A 17,002-nucleotide genomic window follows, 5' to 3' on the forward strand; every position below is an offset into this window, starting at 1 on the left:
GCAGGAAAGACGGGTTCTCGGACGTGGGGTTCGATGGCGAGGTACGCACCACGATGGTCGAGCGCTCTGTGGTGGTGTGGTGAAGGATCCCAAGTGCCAAAGGGAGAAAGGAAGCTACCCATGGCAAACGCAGTAGTCCGACCCGAGATAGCGGCGATCGTCGAGCAGCTCGATGAGTTGCGCCCGAAACTCATCGAGAGTGGCGGTGAGGGCGATGAGAACCGACGGATTCCCCAGGACGTGTTCGACGCAGTGGCTGCGACGGGAGCCTTCACCATCTCCGTGCCGGAGAAGTTCGGCGGCCTTGCCGCCAACACACGCGAGGCACACGCAGTCTCGCGCGCAATCGGCCGCGGGGACGGCAGCCTCGCATGGGTCAACGGCATCCTCGATTCAGGTGCCTGGGTTACCGGCCTGATGGATGAGCGGGCGCAGGAGGACGTCTGGGGGGCCGCCGGCGGTATCGACTCCCTCATCTCGATCGTTCTCGCGACGACCTCCGACGCCGTCCCGGTCGAAGGTGGGTATCGGGTCACCGGCAAGTGGGCCTACGGCACCGGAAGCATGCATGCCACGTGGTCTCTGCTGGGCATCCCGATCAAGAACGGCGCCGGAGAAGTCGTCGACGCAGGTCTCGCTCTGATCCCTACCTCGGAGCTGAGCTACGACGATAACTGGTACGTGGCAGGAATGAAGTCAACCGCGAGCGTCACGCAGATCGCCGAGGACGTCTTCGTGCCCCACCACCGTGTATTTCCGCTCACCGCGGCCGTCGAAGGCGGGTACCTCGGCGACAACCCCGAGGCCTCGTACCGCACGGTCTTCATCCCCTCGCTGTTCATGAAGCTGGTGGGACCGCATCTCGGCATGGGCCGCGCCGCAATCGACTTCGTCTCGTCCATGTCGGAGCGCAAGGCGATCGCATACACGGGTTATGAGAAGCAGGCGGACTCCGCGATATTCCAGTCCGTCATTGCAAAGGCGAACGTGGAGCTGAATGCTGCCGAACTCGTCGCCCAGCAGATCGCCGACGAGATCTACGCGGCCGCCGTAGACGATTACTACGCCCCCTACGCCAAGCGCATCGAGATGCGGGCGAAGGCGGGATGGATCGTCGACACCATCGCCAACATGATCAAGGACCTGATCAGTGCCCATGGCTCCGGCGGGTTCGCCGACATGTCACCGCTGCAGCGTATCTGGCGAGACCAGGCCACGGCCGCAAGCCACGGCCACATTCTGGCCGCAAGCGGCTACGAGGCGTACGGCAAGATCTTGCTCGGCCGGGAACACGACGCCCGGTTCGTGCTGCCCATCGTGTAGGTGTCCTCCTTGAGGATCAAGAACGGGAGCCGCTGATGTCGTTCATGCCCGAGAAGTCGGGGATCACAGCTGACCAGTTCCGGTTCGCATTCCGATCCCATCCCGCGGGCGTCGCGTCATCACGGCGGATACCGGCGATGGACCGGTTGCGATGACGGTGAGATCGGTGGCGTCCATCGCCATCGATCCGCCGACGCTCATGTTCTCGGCGTCAGCGATATCGTCCGGCACGCCGACCATCCTCAGGGCCGAGACCGTCGTCGTCCATCTGCTCGCCCTCCGACCAGGTCGCGCTCGCCAAGCTGCGAGCCCGCCCCGGTGCGCAGCGTTTCGGACACGACGTCGATTGGGGCGCCTCCCGACCGGGGAGCCCTACTATCCGGCGGCAACCTGGTTGCGCGGACGCGTTGTGCAGCGAGTCGACATCCATGGGTCGACTTTGATCATCGTGGAAGCGATTGAAGGGAAACCTCGAGACGGGGCCGACCACGTCGACCCGTCACCGTTGTCTACCACAACCGGTGGTGGCACGTCCTTAGCAGCAACTCGGCTCTCCCCGAAGCCAGTGCTCCGTTCTACATCGTGTACGGACGCGACGAATAAGTAGGTGCGTCGAGCACGATGACCCACCACCGCGCGGTGTGCCCTGGTGTGGCCGAGTGTGCCACGCCAGAGACCCAAACCCCGGTGCGCTCGCATCCGACCTAGGAAAAGTTCATGGCCAACGAACGAATCAGCCGGATCCCGGCCCCCGCTGTCCCGGGAATCGCTGACAGCACGCGTGTCACGGCCGGTGACCTTGTATTCATCTCCGGCCAGGTGGGTTTCGAGTCTGACGGTTCCGCGCCGACGGACTTCGCGCGCGCCGTCGAGTTGACTTTCGGCGAGGTAGAGCGCGCCCTCCGCGCCGCGGGGGCGACCTACGAGGATCTGGTTCGCGTGAACGTCTATGTCACTGATCTCGACCAGGAGAAGCTCGCCATCTACCGTGAGACGCGCGATGCCATCGTCAAGGTTGCGGGGCTGGTGGCAAGCTCTCTGATCGGCGTCCACTCGCTCTACAACGGCGCGACGATCGAGATCGACGTGGTCGCTGCGGTGTAGCCATTCGGTGAGACGCACGAAGCCGACAACGCGGAGCGCCCGCCCCTGCCGAGCAGCGGGCGGGCGCTTCATGCGACGACGAGGATCAGCTGATCCGCCACCCGCGGTCGATGTTCAGGTTATGTGCGGACACGCCCCTATTGAAGAGCAGGAACTTGGTCGCGTCGACGATGTCTTCCATCGTCGCCAGCTCACGGCCGGACGTGCGCGTCCGGTACCCGTCGAGCACGGAGTCCGACTTCGACGCCCAGAAGGGACTGTCGCCGATGATCCCGGGGTGAAGGGAGTTCACCCGGATCGGGGCCAGCTCGAGCGCCAGGGTGTTCATCAGACCATCCACGCCGCCGTTGATGGTCGAAACCGTGGTCGATCCAGGATACGGGGCATCCTTCGCGCGCCCTCCGAACAGGACGATCCCCGTCGCGACGGATGGTTCGAGTCGATCCAGGAGGGCATGGATCGTCTCGGTGTAGCCGAGAAGCTTGAGGGTGACGAGCCGCCGTGCGCGCGCGATGTCGAACTCTCGGATCGTGTTGGCGTCCCGTTCGATCGCGCTGAGGACGACACCGTCGAGACGCCCGACATCCTTCAGCTGGTTCGCGATGCCTTCCGGCTCGGGGAGACGTCTAGAGCGAAGCCCTGGGCGCCGTTGCCGAGTTCGTCCGACGTGCGCTCGGCCGACGCGATCGATCGACTGGTGACGATCACCTTGTCGCCGCCCGCGCTCAGGTCCTTCGCCAGCTCGAGTCCGATTCCGCTCGAGCCGCCGACGATCAGGTCAGGAGCGTGCCGCCCTGTGCGGGCGCTCGAGATGCCTCGCCCTCGAGGCGATTGACCTCGATCACGTAGTTGCCGCTCTCGGTCACCCACGACTTGCGACGCTGCACGATGTCGATGTCGTGCCCCGGTATGATTCGGCTCGTCTCGCCCTTCAGCTCGTCCTTGAGGGTCTTGTAGAGGCGGATGAGGTTGAAGTTGTTGCCCTGACCGTAGCCGGGGGTCCACATCTGCTCCACGTTGGAGTACCAGTACACGGTGTCACCGGCGACGACGAACGGCCCGTTCTGGGTCTCCACCTTGAACCACTGCGATCCAAACGTGTGCGAGTCGCGAGCCAGACGCGCGGTCACACCCGGGAGAAGTTCGGCGTCGCCATTGACGAAGCGGATGCGGCCGTCGGCAATTCCCTTCGACGCGCGTGCGAGGTCGGTGGGATCGAACGACGAGAAGATCCAGGCGCGGTCCGCGTCGGTGGGCATCTGGTTGGCGTAGTCCACTGCCTGAGACCATCCGACGTACTCGTCGAACTGGACATACAGCTGTGCGTTGGGGAACGCCTCAAAGTTGCCCATGTGATCGAAGTGCATATGCGACACGAGAATGACGTCGATGTCCTCGGGGGTGAGATCGACCTTCGCGAGAACCTCTGCCGGGCTCTCCCAGCTCTGGAACGGGTAGCGGTCGAGCCAGTAGTCGTTCCTGAACCCGCAGTCCACGAGCGCGACGTGCTGCTTGCCCCCCACCTCGCCGCCGATCAGCAGGGTGTACAGCATCGGGATGCGGATGGTGCCCTGGTTGCTAAAGGGGCCGGACCCACCGAAGAAGTCGTGAGGCATCGTTCCTTGACAGAACTCGAGGGAGTAGATCGCGTAATCGGTCTTGCGTTCGCTCATGATCGGGCCGGCCTTTTCTCGGGTTGTCGGGCTATGCAATCGTTTGCATAAGCAAACCACTGCCTATGCGTGCAGTAATGCTATACGTGCTCCGGGTGGTTGGCAACGCCTGATCTGGCGGCCTCACTCCGCCTGCGGCGGCCGCATCGGGAGTGGAATGCACCCAGTCGTCGTGTAGGCTGCACGTCCACTCCTCCTTAACGGTTCAGGCCGAACACTAGTGCCGCATGTCTGCCGGCACGATCGCCACCGCTGCGCTTGCATTCGCCGCCCGATACGTGGTCGACGTCGCCATCCTGCTCGGACCTGCGGACTACCTCGCGCTCATCATCGTCGCCTTCATGACCGTCGGCGCCCTGCTTCGGCGCGTCCGCCTCGCGCGGCTTCGTGAGTGTCGGCCTCGGCCTCGTCATCGGCCTCATCGGCTTCGACGCCCATAGCGGTGCGGCACGCTTCACGTTCGGCATCCCGCGGCTCCTGGACGGCGTCGACACGGTGGTCATCATCGTCGCACTCTTCGCCATGGGAGAGGCGATCTACCTCGCAGCGAAGATGCCAGGGCAAGCCGCAGGTCATGGCCATCAACAAGGGCAAGCATCGGATGTCGCGCGAGGACTGGAAGCGGTCCTGGCCGGCGTGGCTTCGTGGCACGGCGATCGGCTGGCCTCTCGGGGCGGTCCCGGTCGGCGGCGCGGAGGTGCCGACGTTCCTCTCCTACGCGGCGGAGAAGAAGCTGTCCAAGAACAAGGAAGAGTTCGGGCACGGTGCGATCCAAGGCGTCGCTGGTCCCGACGCCGCGGACAACGCCAACGCCGCCGGCGCCCTGATGCCGCTCCTCGCGCTGGGCCTTCCGACCTCGGCAACTGCTGCCGTGATCCTCGTCGCGTTCCAGCAGTACGGCATCCAGCCGGGCCCTCGTCTCCTGGACACGCAGCCTGAACTGGTGTGGGGTCTGGTCGCCGCGCTGCTGATCGGCAACCTGATGCTGCTCGTGATCAACCTGCCGCTCGTAGGCATGGGGCCAAGGTGCTGAAGATTCCGACGCCTTATCTGTACGCCGGTGTCATCACGTTCGCCCTGCTGGGCGCGTACAGCATCAACGGCTCTGTGTTCGACGTGTGGATCCTGCTCATCGTCGGCACCCTCGGCTACTTCATGCGCCAGTACGGCTTCCCGATCGCGCCGCTCATCATCGGCGTGATCCTCGGGCCGGTCGCCGAGCAGCAGCTGCGCCGCGCATTGGCCATCTCCGACGGCGATCCGTCCGCGCTGATCGCATCACCGTTTTCGATCGCCTGCTACCTGATCGTCATCGCCGTCGCGATCATCCCGCGCTTCCTCAAGCGGTGGGAGCGTCGGGTGGAGGCCGAGGTCGGTGTGGAGGAGATCGATACCGGCTTTGCAACGGCGACGTTGCGAACCGTCGACAAGCGCACCGTGCGACGCGAAGCCAAGGCCGACGCCAAGCCCAGCACTCCCGAGCAGTCAGACGACGAGTAAGGAGGACACCCTGGACATGGTTCTACCCGGCGACGGGATCGGCCCCGAGATCACTACCGCAGCACTGGAAGTTCTCCGCGCAGTCGACTCGAAGCACGAGCTCGCACTGAACATCGAAATCGCCGACATCGGACTGAAGACCTTCGCTGAGGTCGGCCCTACCCTCCCCGAGTCGGTGCTGACCCAGCTCAGATACACCAGCGGGGTGATCCTCGGCCCCGTCTCGCACCACGAATACCCACCGAAAGCAGAGGGCGGATACAACCCATCCGCGGAGCTGCGCGTGCAACTCGACCTCTTCGCCAACGTGCGGCCCTGCCGGTCACGATTCGACATGTCGATCCTGCGTGCCCCGATGGATCTGGTCATCGTGCGCGAGAACACCGAAGGCTTCTACTCCGACCGGAACATGTACGCGGGGTCGGGGGAGTTCATGCCCGACCGGGACAGTGCGTTCAGCATCCGCAAGGTCACCGCCCGCGCCTCCGCACGGGTCGCCCGGGCGGCCTTCGAGCTCGCCCGGGACCGACGCAAGAAGGTCACGGCGGTGCACAAGGCCAACGTCGTGAAACTGTCCGATGGGCTGTTCCTGCGCGAGGTGAGGCGCGTGGCGGAGGAATACCCCGACGTCGAGCTGCATGAGCTCATCGTGGATGCTGCTGCCGCCGCCCTGATCCGTCGGCCGGACTCGTTCGAAGTCATCGTCACCACGAACATGTTCGGCGACATCCTCTCGGACGAGGCGTCCGAGCTGTCCGGCAGCCTCGGTCTGGGCGGGTCGCTGAACGTCGGCGACGACCTGGCGATGGCGCAGGCGCAGCACGGCTCTGCGCCCGACATTGTCGGCCGTGGCATCGCGAACCCGACATCACTCCTCTTGTCGACTGCGATGCTGTTGGACTGGCGCGGACGCCGGGACGACAACGCGTCCCTCACTGCGGCGGCGGCCGACATCGAGTCCGCGGTGGAGGCGACGCTGGCCGATCCCTCGACCCGTACCGGCGACCTCGACGGGCCGCTGTCAACGCGCGAGTTCAGCGAGCAGGTGGTGCGCGCGCTCCATGACTGAGCGCGCGAAGGGTGGCCCCCGCCGTCTGGCGGGGGGCCACCCTTCTTGACTGACCGATCAGAACGGAGCTGGAACGCCTTGTTCGGCCGCGACGCGCTGCAGATCGACGATCGTCTGCTCCGGCAGGACGATCCCGCCTTCCTGCAGGGTGCGCTCAGCCGTGCGGTCTTCGAGCTCTCCGGGGTAGAAGATTTTGTCGAAACCCTGCGCGAGAGGTGTCGCCTTCACCTCGGAGACGAGGGTCGCCACCCGGGCCTCGTAGTCGGCTGGGAGGGGCGCGCACCATCCCGCTCGTTACGGCCGCGCGGGGTGCGACGACCTACCTCAACGGCATCACGATCTTCGGACCGGGTGCGCAGATCGCCCATCATGTCCACAACGTCGCCGAACCGGTGATGGTGATCCAGGGGAACGCCGTCGTCGACATCGACGGGGAACGCACTGCGCTGCGCACGTTCGACACCACCTTCGTGCCCGCCAACGTCGCCCACCACTTTGAGAACGCGTCAGAAGCCGAGGACATGCGGATCTTCTGGACCTACGGATCCCTGGACGCCACCCGCACCATCGTCGAAACCGGCGAACACGGCCGCGTCGACGGCGAGGGGACCGCCGAGCTGACCAGCAACGTCCCGCGAGTGGTGCGAGAGATTGCCGTCATCAACGTCAAGGCCGGGCACGAGGACGCGTTCGAGAACGCCGTCGCCGAGGCCGCCCCGCTGTTTCAAACCGCCGGCGGGGCTCGCACCTTCTCCCTGGACCGCTCCGAGGAGCACCCCACCCGCTACCGGCTCACCGTCGCCTGGAACAGCATCGAGGGCCACATCGTGGGATTCCGCAACTCGCCCGCGTTCACCCGCTGGCGTGAACTCATCGGCGACCACATCGACGGCACCCCCACCGTCGAGCACACCCGCCATGTCCTGACCGCCTTCTGACACCCCTCAAGGAGAGGGAGTATCCCCAGGACGCACGTCTTGGGGCGATCGACGAGCCCGGGTTGGGCGCGCGCATCGTCATTGACGGCGAACGTGCGGTCGCCGCCGAGGCGTGCTCGACTGCGACTAACGAGGTGGAGATGTTCAGCGCCGACCACATCGTAGTGGCGAGGGACCGTGAGCATGGGCAACCGGCGTACCAGCACGAGCTCCATCCGGGTGTTCGCGGCAGTGGGGGACGACCGGCGTCCGGTACCGGCGCCTCACCGGCATCCGCCTGATCTACACGGGGCCGCGCAGCACGCGCATCGTCGTAGGGTATACGGCGGATCCGCGCACGCCCGACCAGCGCCTTGCTACCATCGCGTGTCTTCTCGTAGACGAGCCGGCGGCACGCGGTGCGTATCGCCGTTCGGAACCGATGCGTCCCGTTTTTTTTATAGCAGATGATGTAAAAACACGGCATAATCAAGAGATCGTTGTTCACTCTCGAAAGGTCTTCTGTGGCCGAGCACACATGTGCCCTCCCGATTTCGCTTGCGGCAGTCGCAAAGCCCGCAAGCGTCGCGATCATCGGTGCGTCCAGTTCACGTTCGTACGCAACCGGTAACCAGGTCATCCGCAACCTGCGCGCCAGCAGGTACCCCGGTCGGATCGTTGTCATCAACCCGGCGGGGGGGTCCATCGAGGGTGTGGACGCGGTGACAACGGCGAGGGCAGCCGGGCCGGTGGACCTGGTCGTCGTCGCGGTGGGTCCGCGCGCGGTGGTCGCCGCAGTGCGTGACGCGCGCGAAGCTGGAGCACGAGCGGCCCTCGTGATGAGCGTGGGAATGACTGCGGGTGACCTGCTCGAACTCGCGTCGTTCGCGCGTGACTCCGGCATGCCGGTGCACGGGCCGAATTGCATGGGCTTGATAAACGTCGGTGACGACGTGATGCTGTGGGCCGATGAGGGAATTCTCGCAGGGCTTCCTGCCGGTCCGGTCGCTCTGATCTCGCAGTCTGGCTCCGGCGCCATCTTCGTGGCGCGCTCGATGACCGGCGTGGGATTCACGCACGTGGTGTCCACGGGCAGCGAGGCGTGCATCACCACCGCCGAATACATCGACTACCTCGTCGACGATGAAGCGACAGGCGTCATCGGCCTCATCATCGAGTCTGTGGGCGCGCCCGAGCGCTTCGCGCGGGCCGTCGCCAGGGCTCGCGAGGCAGGTAAGCCGATCGTGGCTCTGAAGGTGGGTCGAAGCCAAGCGGGCGCCCGCGCGACGGTCGCGCATACCGGTGCGATGATGTCCGAGGACGGCGTCGTCGCGGCCTACTTCGATGGCATCGGCGTGCCGCTTGTCAAGGATTACGACGCGCTCGCCGCCACATTGGAGTTGCTCGCGCATCATCGCGACAAGCCCTTTGGAAGCGCGCGAGTTGCGGCGATCACGATTTCCGGTGGTCAAGCCGCCCTCACGGCCGATTTGGCGGACTCTGCGGGGGTGACTCTCGCTCCCTTGAGCGCTGAAACACGAATGAGACTTCAGGAAGCATTACCGGGCGCAGGGGTCAACAACCCCCTCGACGCAGGCGGCAGCGAGGCCGCTGAGGACGAGTGGTACGGCCGCTGTCTCGATCTGCTCGCTGATGACCCGACGGTCGATGTCGTGCTCGTTGTCACCGACTCCCAGGCTAGCTTGAACGATGTCGAGATCAGCTACGAGGATGACATCGTGGCTGACGCACGCGCGGCAGCTCTGCGGCACGCCAAGCCGTTCGTCTTTGCTTCGAGTTCGTCTCTTTCCATCCATCCGAGCCGCATCGCTTCTACGGACGATCCGTCTCCTCACATTCGAGGGATCGGCAACGCCCTCACGGCGATCGCCGCCGCGGCTGCAGCCCTTGCGCCGGCATCCAAAGAAGCGTCGAGGCCGGCGGGTATCCCGCACGGTCGGGAACTCGAGGAACTCCGAGATCTCGTACGTTCTTCCGGCGGCAGAATCGCCAACGACGTCGGCGAGAGGCTGCTGTTCGCATACGGCATCAAGACGGCGGAGTCGTTGAGGACGAGTTCACTCGAAGAAGCCGTGGATTGGGCGGACGCGGCCGGATACCCCGTCGTCTTGAAAGTCGACTCGCCGGACATCCCACACCGCACGGATGTCCGGGGAGTGGTTGTCGGGATCGCAAGCTCCGCAGCGCTGCGAACCGAGTGGGCTGAAATGTTCGAGCGAATCCGCAAGTCAAGGCCTGACGCAGCGCTGATCGGTGCCGAGATCCAACGCCAATTGCCAGCCGGCATCGAGGCTATCGTCGGTGCCGTAAGAGATCCGGCCATAGGCGCGACGGTCGGCGTGGGGCTCGGCGGTGTCCTTGTCGAGCTTCTCCGCGATGCCGAATCGGTATTCGCTCCTGCCTCGCCCGGCGCTGTGAAGGCGGCCCTCGGCAAGACCCGGCTCGGCCGGCTGCTCGATGGTTACCGCGGCATCACTCCGACCATCGACCACGGGCCGTTGATCGACACCGTCGTGCGAGTGTCCTGGCTCATGCAGGATTTCAGCGGACTGATCGCCGAGCTGGAGGCCAATCCCGTCCTCATCGATCCGGAAACCGGCAGAGCGTTCGCTGTGGACGTGTTGCTCGTGCCTACGCCGCGCGCTTGAGGCGACCCGGACGCCTAGACGGTACGCCGTCTAGGCGTACTGCCCAGGGACGTTGGTTGATCTGCGACGACTCGCTGTAGTCGTTCGGGTGTGAAGAGGGCCTCCTGCGTTGGAGTGGAGCTGCTTAGGTTCCGTTCCGACGAGGAGGCCCTCGATGTCCCACGCTAGGGCCGCCCTGACTCCGATCCAACGCTTGCGGATCGGAAGGCTGATCGTCGACGAGGGGTGGCCTGTCGCGCACGCGGCGGTGTTCTTCCACGTCTCATGGCCGACCGCGAACCGCTGGGCTCAGCGGGGTGCGGCGATGGGTGCCGCGGGGATGCAGGACAGGTCTTCGCGCCCGCACCGGTCCCCGAACCGGGCGTCTGCGCAGACGGTGCGGCGGATCGTGCATCTGCGTCGGAAGAAGCGGCTCGGTCTGGTCGGAATCGGCGGCGTGCTCGGCATGCCGGCCTCGACCGTCCATGCGGTTCTCGTCCGGGGTCGGCTGCACCGGTTGCGGCACGTCGATGTGCGCAGGGGAGCCGATCCGCCGTTACGAGCATGCCTATCCGGGCGCGATGATCCACGTTGACGTGAAAAATCTCGGCAACATCCCTGACGGCGGCGGCTGGCGGATGGTCGGAAAGCAGCAGGGCGATCGGAACCGATCCGCCACACCGGGCAAGGAGCGCAGCCCCAGACACAGTGGCGTGCTGATGCGGCATGCGTTCGTGCACACCGTGATCGACGACAACTCCCGCCTCGCCTACGCGAAGATTCATGACGACGAGACCGCGGCGACTGCTGTCGGGGTGCTTCGCCGGGCGACGTCATGGTTCGCCAGCCGCGGCGTGATCGTCGAACGGGTGCTCTCCGACAACGGTGCCGCCTACAGATCGCACGCCTGGCGCGACGCCTGCAACGAGCTCGGCATCCGGCCTAAGAAGACCCGTTCCTACCGGCCGCAGACGAGGCCACCCCCTCCGCGCCACCCCTCGACAAGGTGCAGCAGTCCATCGATAGGGCCGAATCGCTCCCGCAGGGGTCCGCGAGCGCGAACACTTCTTCTTCCTCGGTCAAGTCCGCCTGCGCAGTGGCGATCCGCGGGTCCAGGGACTTGGCCTTGACAAGTTTCTCGGCGTCGCGACCCATCACGACGACACGAGCGCCCGCGGCCGCGAGCGCAGTTGCAGCGAAGAATCCGGCGTCGCTGGTTCCCCCGGCCAGCACGACCGTTCGACCGTGAACACCGGTGCTGCTGCTACTGCTCATGGAGTTCAGCGTAGGGCGACTGGTTGCGTTTTACATAGCAACTGTTCTATAAAAGTGACCAACGCAAACGACGAAGGTGGGCGGGAAGATGGAGCGAGAGATGTGGCGGCATCAACCGCGTCGGCGTAGTACCGCGCACCGCGGATCGGCCGCGCTCCTGCTGTGCGGGATGGTAGCCCTCGCTTCGGCGGCATGCGCGCCCGGAGCACCACAGACCACCACAGAGGTTCCGGTGCTCAGCCGAATGCCTGCGGGGCAGGAATCAGTCTCTCAAATAGTGTGGAATCTTCCCGAAGGCGAGCCACCCACGCTGGATCCGAAGGACGCGGCGACGTACTCGGGAGCGACGGTGGTCTCAAATCTTTGCGATCCCCTCCTCGCAATTGACGAGGACTACAACCTGCGTCCCAATCTCGTCAGTTTCGCGGCACCGGACCCGCTCACGCTCATCTACACGCTGGAACCAGAGGCGACCTTCTGGAATGGCAGCCCCGTCACGGTTGACGACATCGTTTTCAGTCTGACGCGAGCCGCTGACCCCGCTTCGATCACGTCGTTTCTCTTCGCCAACGTGGCGAACATCGAGGCGACGACAGAACGTGAGGTGCGGGTGACGTTCTCTCGGCCCGACGTCATGTTCAATGCCGAGATGGCGACGTTCGCCGGCTCGGTCGTGGAACGTGAATACGCCGAAACCGTCGGATCGGCGTTCGGAACACCCACGGGCGGAATCATGTGCAGCGGCCCGTATTCGCTCGCCTCCTGGGAACCCGGCGACAGCATCGTCCTGGAAAGGAATCCCGCGTACTGGAACAAGGAGATTCCGTCGCTCGTAGAGCGAGCGAAGTTCACTTTCGTCACCGACAGCACGGCGTCGACGCAAGCTCTTTCCACAGGCGAGATCGACGGCTCGTACCAGATCGATCCGTCCGCGATCCCGGTTCTCAAGGACGCCTCCGCAGGCAGTCTCGTCTTCGGGCCTTCGATGGAAAGTCTGCAGCTCTACGTTGCGCGCCCCGACGGACCCCTCGCCGAGGTCGACCTGCGGCGGGCACTGCAACAGAGCATCGATCGCGCGGCGCTTGCAGCGACGGTCTACAACGGTGCCGCCGAGCCGCTGTACACCGTGCTCACGCCGCGCACCTGGCCCAACGCGCAGCGCGAGACCTATTCCGGGGCGTACGCCAAGTGGGCGGAGCAACGTCAGTATGATCCGGACAGGGCTCAGTCGCTGGTTGACGAGTCGTCCTACAGTGGCGATCCCCTTGTGCTGGGCATTCCAGCGGGTCAGGCGACGATCTCGAGTGTCGCTCAACTCCTTCAGCAGCAGTCGAAGGCAGTTGGTATCAACATCAATATCAAAGACATTCAGCCGCTCGACTACGCCACCGCGGCGTACGACGAACCGACGCGTACGCGGCTCGGGTTGGATCTGATGATCGGGACCTCCTTCAACGCCGCCGCTGAGCCGCTCGAGCCGCTCGGGTTCACCTTGTCCGAGGGTGCTCCGTACAACTACACAAACTTCAGCGATGCTTCGGTGTCGGCGCTTCTCGAGGAGGCGCGCGGGACGCTCGACGCGGATCGTCGAGCAGAGCTCATCGTCGAAGCTCAGGACATCGCGGAGGATTCCTCCGCCACCGTCCCGCTGTTGAGTCTTTCCACCACGACGTTTGTGAATTCTCGTCTGGGGGGAGCGATCACCTCGTTCGCTTACATGTCAATGCCCGCGATCGCGTATCTCGGCGGGGTGACGGCGCAATGAGGACCGTTCCCACATCGAATCCTTCGAGTGCTCGCCCGATGGTGAACCACGTTCTCACCAACGGCATAGTTCGAACCTCCGACGAGGCCGTGCCCCACGGCGACACTCTCATCGTCCGCAACGGCCGTGTCGACTGGGTGGGAGAGCGCGCCGATTCTCCCGATTGGGGGGAACTTCCGGTTGTGGACCTGGGCGGGAAGACAATCATTCCTGGAATGATCGATGCGCACTCGCACCCTGCGCTGGTGGCCATGAGCCAATGGCACATCGCGCTCCCGCGCACGGATGATCTGGACGAGCTCCTCGGGTTCATCCGTCACTACGGTCAGCTCCATCCGAAGGAGGAGTGGCCGTACCTGTACTTCGAGTATTACTCGCCGGCAGTGTTCGGTGAAGGGGCTCCCACTAAGGAGCTGCTCGACCAGGCGATCTCGGATCGTCCGGTGCTGTGTCAAGACGCCGGGGACCACGCGAGCTGGGTGAACAGTCGGATGCTCGAGATGCTCGGGATCGACAAGGGGACGCCCGATCCCGAACCCGCTGGCCTTGAACGATTCGTCCGCAGCGAGTCGGGGGAGCCGACTGGTTTGGTCCTCGAAAACGCGCACATCCCCCTTCTGCCCGTCATGTACGAGGCGCTCGGTTGGTCGCCGCCCGAGTATCCCACGCCTGAGACGATCACTCCGGTCCTCGAGTTCCTCTCGAGCAAGGGAGTGGTGGCGATCTTCGACGCGCTGATTGAAAGCCCAGAAGTCATCGACGCGATGGTGGAGATCGACCGGCGGGGCGATCTTCCAATGCACTATGAGGGAGCGATCCGATTCCGATCGCTCGCCGACCTCCCGGACGCCTTGAAGTCGGTGCGTCACCTCGACGCGAAGCGGGTGTCAGAGCGGACACGGATCCGCACCGTGAAACTGTTCTTGGACGGCACGAACGAACTGGGGAGCGGCGCGGTTCTCGAGCCGCTGCTCAGCGACGACAACTCGGGCGAGTTCGGCGCGATCCAAATGGAGACGGACGAACTCAGCGAGTGCCTCGAGCTGTGCAACCGCGCCGGAGTGGATCTTCATATCCACATGGTGGGAGACCGCGCCTTCCGGACGGCGTGCGATGCGGTCGAACGGGCGCAGCGATCACCAGCACGCACTGACCATCCGTGGAATATCCAGGTCACCTTCGCCCATTGCGAGCTGATCGATCCGTCGGACATGCGTCGCCCCGCTGAACTCGGGATCATCATCAACTGGACGAATCATTGGTCGGGCGGGTACTTCGGCGACGAAGCGATCCACCACCTCGGTGAAGCGCGCTGGAACCGTATGTACGACTTCAAGGTTGTCGCGGACGCCGGCGCGACGCTGACGTTCTCCAGCGACGTCGTCTCCAGTGCCGAACTTCATCGGGCAGACCCGTTCTTCGGAATGCAGGTCGCGGCCACCCGCGTGGATCCCGAAACACCGTTAGATCCCTCCCGATGGCCCGCGGCGGCACGCCCTCAAGCCGGTTCCGCCCTCGGCATCGAGAGACTCCTTCGGGGCTACACGTCAGACGCCGCGCAGCAGCTTCGGATCACGAAGGAGTTCGGCACAATTTCGCCCGGGAAGCCTGCGCACCTCGTCGTCCTCGACCGCGACCCGTTCTCGACGCCCTCCCTCGAACTCGCTCAGGTCACACCGACCGCCGTGGTCTTCGACGGACGCGTCGTCTCGGGATCCCTGTGACATTCGCGATCGCAACGCGGACGCTGCGGTGACTTGTCGCGCGTCCTCCCCGTCAACCTCTGATTCTGCACCCCACTCAAGGAGTTCCCGTGACCAGTGTTCCCAGTCCCGCTCTGGAGTTCGTCTTCGAACTCTTCATCGATGTCGAGGAAGGCTGGCACATCGGACGTGGCCCTGATGAGAAGCTGTGGTTCACACCGGTGACCGGTGGGCGCATCTGCGGCCCCCGGCTCTCAGGATCCGTGGTGCCCGGCGGTGGCGATTGGTCGACCAAGCGCCTGGACACTACGCAGGTCGAAGCACGCTATCTCATCCGCGCTGAGGACGGCTCTATCATCGACATCGTCAATCGTGGCTACTTCCGGGCCAGCCCGGATGTTGAACGGCGGCTGGATGCGGGGGAACGAGTCGACGAGAACGAGTACTACTTCCGCACAGCGTTCACGTTTCGTACTGATGCGCCAGCGCATCGGTGGTTGGCAGAGAGTCAGTTCGTGGGTTTCGCACGCGATGAGGAAGGCCAGATCCGTATCCGCGTCTACCTGCTCGCTTAGCTGCAGAGCGGTTCCGAGCATCTTCGAGACGCATCGCCGCTAGCATTGGGCCGCCGGGCGGCCAGCGGTCGCTCATGGAACGGCGAGCGGCAGCATCAGGACTTCGAACGGAGGACCCGACCGAAATGCCCAAGATCGTGGACCACAAGGAGCGGAAGCACGAGATCAGTGTCGCGGCGATGCGTGTGCTCGCCCGGAGCGGACCCGATGGTCTGACGTTGCGGGCGCTTGCACGCGAGCTGAATGGCTCGATCACGTTGGTCACACATTTCTACGCAGACCGTCAGACGCTCCTTGAGGGAATCATCGACGAGCTCTCCACGAACTACGACGAAGATCTGGCATCGATTCCGGCGGGCAGCAACAAGATCGAGGATCTCCGTGCTTATCTGCTCTGGATGGTCCCCCAGACCCCTGAGGAGGTCGATGTGGAGCGCTGCCGAGTCGCGCTCGTTCACTCGGCCGACAATCCTGCTATCGCGCGGTTCTTCGCATCTATGGAGGCGAAGGCGCGCGCGGCATTCGAGGAGCGGCTCGAGGGGCTCGTTGCCCCAGCTGAGATTCGCGGGGCGATTGATTTCCTCCGTGCCCTTGTCAACGGTGCTGTGCTCTCTGCCGTCGAGCACCCCGAGATCTGGACTCCGGAACGGCAACTCCACGTCGTCGACTTGGGACTGAGCGCGCTTGGCCTGATGCGCATGAGGGCGCAGGGGTAGACGGTAGGTAGTGGCCGCCTTCTGGTGAGGGCTGCGACGGGCCCCGTCACAGGCTCGGGGGTCAACGGGCAGAGGTGGTCCGCCAGCCCTTCCGACAATCGTGAGAGGCACGTGCTCACTGAGCGCACGTGTGTGGAGCTGATGTGCGAGCCTCCTAGCAAAACGAGCGCACCGTTGTCCGACGCGCTCGAGGTTGCCCCGGGCGAAATCGCGATGGAGACTGAAGTGGAGTCGCCACTGACCGCGGATCACCAAGCACCCCCCAACGCAAGGTTGCCCGATAAAGCCCCGATGGAAGGAGTTCGCGACATGTCGTATGCGCAGGTTCTGCAGACATACATGGATGCGCTTGGCCGGAGTGACTATGTCACTATTGCTGGGCTATTCACTGCGGCTGGAAAGGTGCGCTCTCCCTTCTTGGGCGAGATGGCCGCCGAACCGTTCTTCGATCGCCTTGCGCAGGCATCCGAAACGAACGTGATCACGCCGATCGACATCTTCCTCAGCGAGAGTGGGGCGCCCAACGCTGTCGCCTACTTCCAGTACGACTGGACTGTGAGGGACGGCACATTGATCAGCTTCAAAGTCATGGATCTGTTTCACTTCGCTCCTGAGAGCGATCGGATCACGTACCTCGACATCGTCTACGACACGTTTCCGATTCGTGACTCCCATGGGAACAAGTACGAGTCGCCGATGTGAGATGACGGGCGGCGCCCCGGTCGGGACCGGTT

General features: G+C 64.4%; 17 protein-coding genes and 2 pseudogenes. 13 read left to right on the forward strand and 6 right to left on the reverse strand.

Annotated elements, in window-relative coordinates:
- Positions 1-93 precede the first annotated feature (93 nt).
- Entirely contained in the window at positions 94-1,323 is a 1,230-nt protein-coding gene (locus MRBLWH7_RS17030; RefSeq protein WP_341996649.1) for an acyl-CoA dehydrogenase family protein, read from the forward strand.
- 63 nt (positions 1,324-1,386) lie between these two features.
- On the opposite strand, the gene MRBLWH7_RS17035 is transcribed toward MRBLWH7_RS17030, so the two are convergent.
- On the reverse strand, positions 1,387-1,554 hold the full coding sequence (locus tag MRBLWH7_RS17035) for a hypothetical protein (RefSeq protein WP_341996650.1): 168 nt from the start codon (positions 1,552-1,554) through the stop codon (positions 1,387-1,389).
- A gap of 486 nt (positions 1,555-2,040) precedes the next feature.
- Between MRBLWH7_RS17035 and MRBLWH7_RS17040 the strand changes: the two genes are divergently transcribed.
- Positions 2,041-2,427, forward strand: coding sequence for a RidA family protein (locus MRBLWH7_RS17040; protein ID WP_341996651.1), 387 nt, complete (start codon positions 2,041-2,043; stop codon positions 2,425-2,427).
- An 85-nt stretch (positions 2,428-2,512) separates the two neighbouring features.
- Here the strand turns inward: MRBLWH7_RS17040 and MRBLWH7_RS17045 are convergent, their stop codons facing one another.
- The 4 genes from MRBLWH7_RS17045 to MRBLWH7_RS17060 all read right to left on the reverse strand — a co-directional run bounded on the left by MRBLWH7_RS17045 (position 2,513) and on the right by MRBLWH7_RS17060 (position 4,606).
- The gene (locus MRBLWH7_RS17045; protein ID WP_342002108.1) at positions 2,513-3,118 is read right to left on the reverse strand and encodes an SDR family oxidoreductase; all 606 of its coding nucleotides are present in this window, start codon (positions 3,116-3,118) and stop codon (positions 2,513-2,515) included.
- Positions 3,016-3,297 carry an SDR family NAD(P)-dependent oxidoreductase gene (locus MRBLWH7_RS17050; RefSeq protein ID WP_341996654.1) on the reverse strand — a complete coding sequence of 94 codons (282 nt, stop codon included), beginning with the start codon at positions 3,295-3,297 and terminating at the stop codon, positions 3,016-3,018. The genes MRBLWH7_RS17045 and MRBLWH7_RS17050 overlap by 103 nt, the downstream gene beginning before the upstream one ends.
- Positions 3,201-4,100: an N-acyl homoserine lactonase family protein gene (locus MRBLWH7_RS17055; RefSeq protein ID WP_341996655.1), complete on the reverse strand. Its 900-nt coding sequence runs from the start codon at positions 4,098-4,100 to the stop codon at positions 3,201-3,203. Before MRBLWH7_RS17055 ends, MRBLWH7_RS17050 begins: the two co-directional genes overlap by 97 nt.
- Before the next feature lie 197 nt (positions 4,101-4,297).
- The gene (locus MRBLWH7_RS17060) at positions 4,298-4,606 is read right to left on the reverse strand and encodes a hypothetical protein (protein WP_342002199.1); all 309 of its coding nucleotides are present in this window, start codon (positions 4,604-4,606) and stop codon (positions 4,298-4,300) included.
- On the opposite strand from MRBLWH7_RS17060, the pseudogene MRBLWH7_RS17065 reads away from it, so the two are divergent.
- The 3 genes and pseudogenes from MRBLWH7_RS17065 to MRBLWH7_RS17075 all read left to right on the forward strand — a co-directional run bounded on the left by MRBLWH7_RS17065 (position 4,488) and on the right by MRBLWH7_RS17075 (position 6,669).
- Positions 4,488-5,133 (forward strand): annotated as a pseudogene (locus MRBLWH7_RS17065) (tripartite tricarboxylate transporter permease). The gene MRBLWH7_RS17060 and the pseudogene MRBLWH7_RS17065 overlap by 119 nt on opposite strands.
- The gene (locus tag MRBLWH7_RS17070) at positions 5,127-5,600 is read left to right on the forward strand and encodes a tripartite tricarboxylate transporter permease (protein ID WP_341996657.1); all 474 of its coding nucleotides are present in this window, start codon (positions 5,127-5,129) and stop codon (positions 5,598-5,600) included. The pseudogene MRBLWH7_RS17065 and the gene MRBLWH7_RS17070 overlap by 7 nt, the downstream one beginning before the upstream one ends.
- A 16-nt stretch (positions 5,601-5,616) precedes the next feature.
- Positions 5,617-6,669, forward strand: a complete 1,053-nt coding sequence (locus MRBLWH7_RS17075; protein ID WP_341996659.1) for an isocitrate/isopropylmalate family dehydrogenase — start codon at positions 5,617-5,619, stop codon at positions 6,667-6,669.
- 57 nt (positions 6,670-6,726) lie between these two features.
- Here MRBLWH7_RS17075 and MRBLWH7_RS17080 read toward each other — a convergent pair whose 3' ends face one another.
- On the reverse strand, positions 6,727-6,918 hold the full coding sequence (locus MRBLWH7_RS17080) for a hypothetical protein (RefSeq protein ID WP_341996661.1): 192 nt from the start codon (positions 6,916-6,918) through the stop codon (positions 6,727-6,729).
- Here MRBLWH7_RS17080 and MRBLWH7_RS17085 point away from each other — a divergent pair.
- From MRBLWH7_RS17085 to MRBLWH7_RS17120, 8 genes and pseudogenes are all read left to right on the forward strand, one after another.
- A complete protein-coding gene (locus MRBLWH7_RS17085; protein WP_341996663.1) occupies positions 6,885-7,607 on the forward strand; it encodes a cupin domain-containing protein in 723 nt (240 codons plus the stop codon). The two genes, MRBLWH7_RS17080 and MRBLWH7_RS17085, sit on opposite strands and share 34 nt — an antisense overlap.
- Positions 7,608-8,110: 503 nt before the next feature.
- On the forward strand, positions 8,111-10,255 hold the full coding sequence (locus MRBLWH7_RS17090; RefSeq protein ID WP_341996664.1) for an acetate--CoA ligase family protein: 2,145 nt from the start codon (positions 8,111-8,113) through the stop codon (positions 10,253-10,255).
- A gap of 154 nt (positions 10,256-10,409) precedes the next feature.
- Positions 10,410-11,209 (forward strand): annotated as a pseudogene (locus tag MRBLWH7_RS17095) (leucine zipper domain-containing protein); the annotation flags it as partial.
- Between the two features lie 577 nt (positions 11,210-11,786).
- On the forward strand, positions 11,787-13,274 hold the full coding sequence (locus MRBLWH7_RS17100) for an ABC transporter substrate-binding protein (protein WP_341996667.1): 1,488 nt from the start codon (positions 11,787-11,789) through the stop codon (positions 13,272-13,274).
- Positions 13,275-13,312: 38 nt separating this feature from the next.
- A complete protein-coding gene (locus MRBLWH7_RS17105) occupies positions 13,313-14,998 on the forward strand; it encodes an amidohydrolase family protein (protein WP_341996669.1) in 1,686 nt (561 codons plus the stop codon).
- Positions 14,999-15,087: 89 nt separating this feature from the next.
- Positions 15,088-15,552 (forward strand): DUF3237 domain-containing protein, encoded by a 465-nt coding sequence (locus MRBLWH7_RS17110; protein WP_341996671.1) that lies wholly within the window; start codon positions 15,088-15,090, stop codon positions 15,550-15,552.
- A gap of 125 nt (positions 15,553-15,677) precedes the next feature.
- Positions 15,678-16,268, forward strand: coding sequence for a TetR family transcriptional regulator C-terminal domain-containing protein (locus tag MRBLWH7_RS17115; protein ID WP_341996673.1), 591 nt, complete (start codon positions 15,678-15,680; stop codon positions 16,266-16,268).
- Positions 16,269-16,442: 174 nt separating this feature from the next.
- The gene (locus tag MRBLWH7_RS17120; RefSeq protein WP_341996675.1) at positions 16,443-16,970 is read left to right on the forward strand and encodes a hypothetical protein; all 528 of its coding nucleotides are present in this window, start codon (positions 16,443-16,445) and stop codon (positions 16,968-16,970) included.
- Positions 16,971-17,002 lie beyond the last annotated feature (32 nt).

Source organism: Microbacterium sp. LWH7-1.2, from assembly GCF_038397755.1.
Classification (GTDB): domain Bacteria; phylum Actinomycetota; class Actinomycetes; order Actinomycetales; family Microbacteriaceae; genus Microbacterium.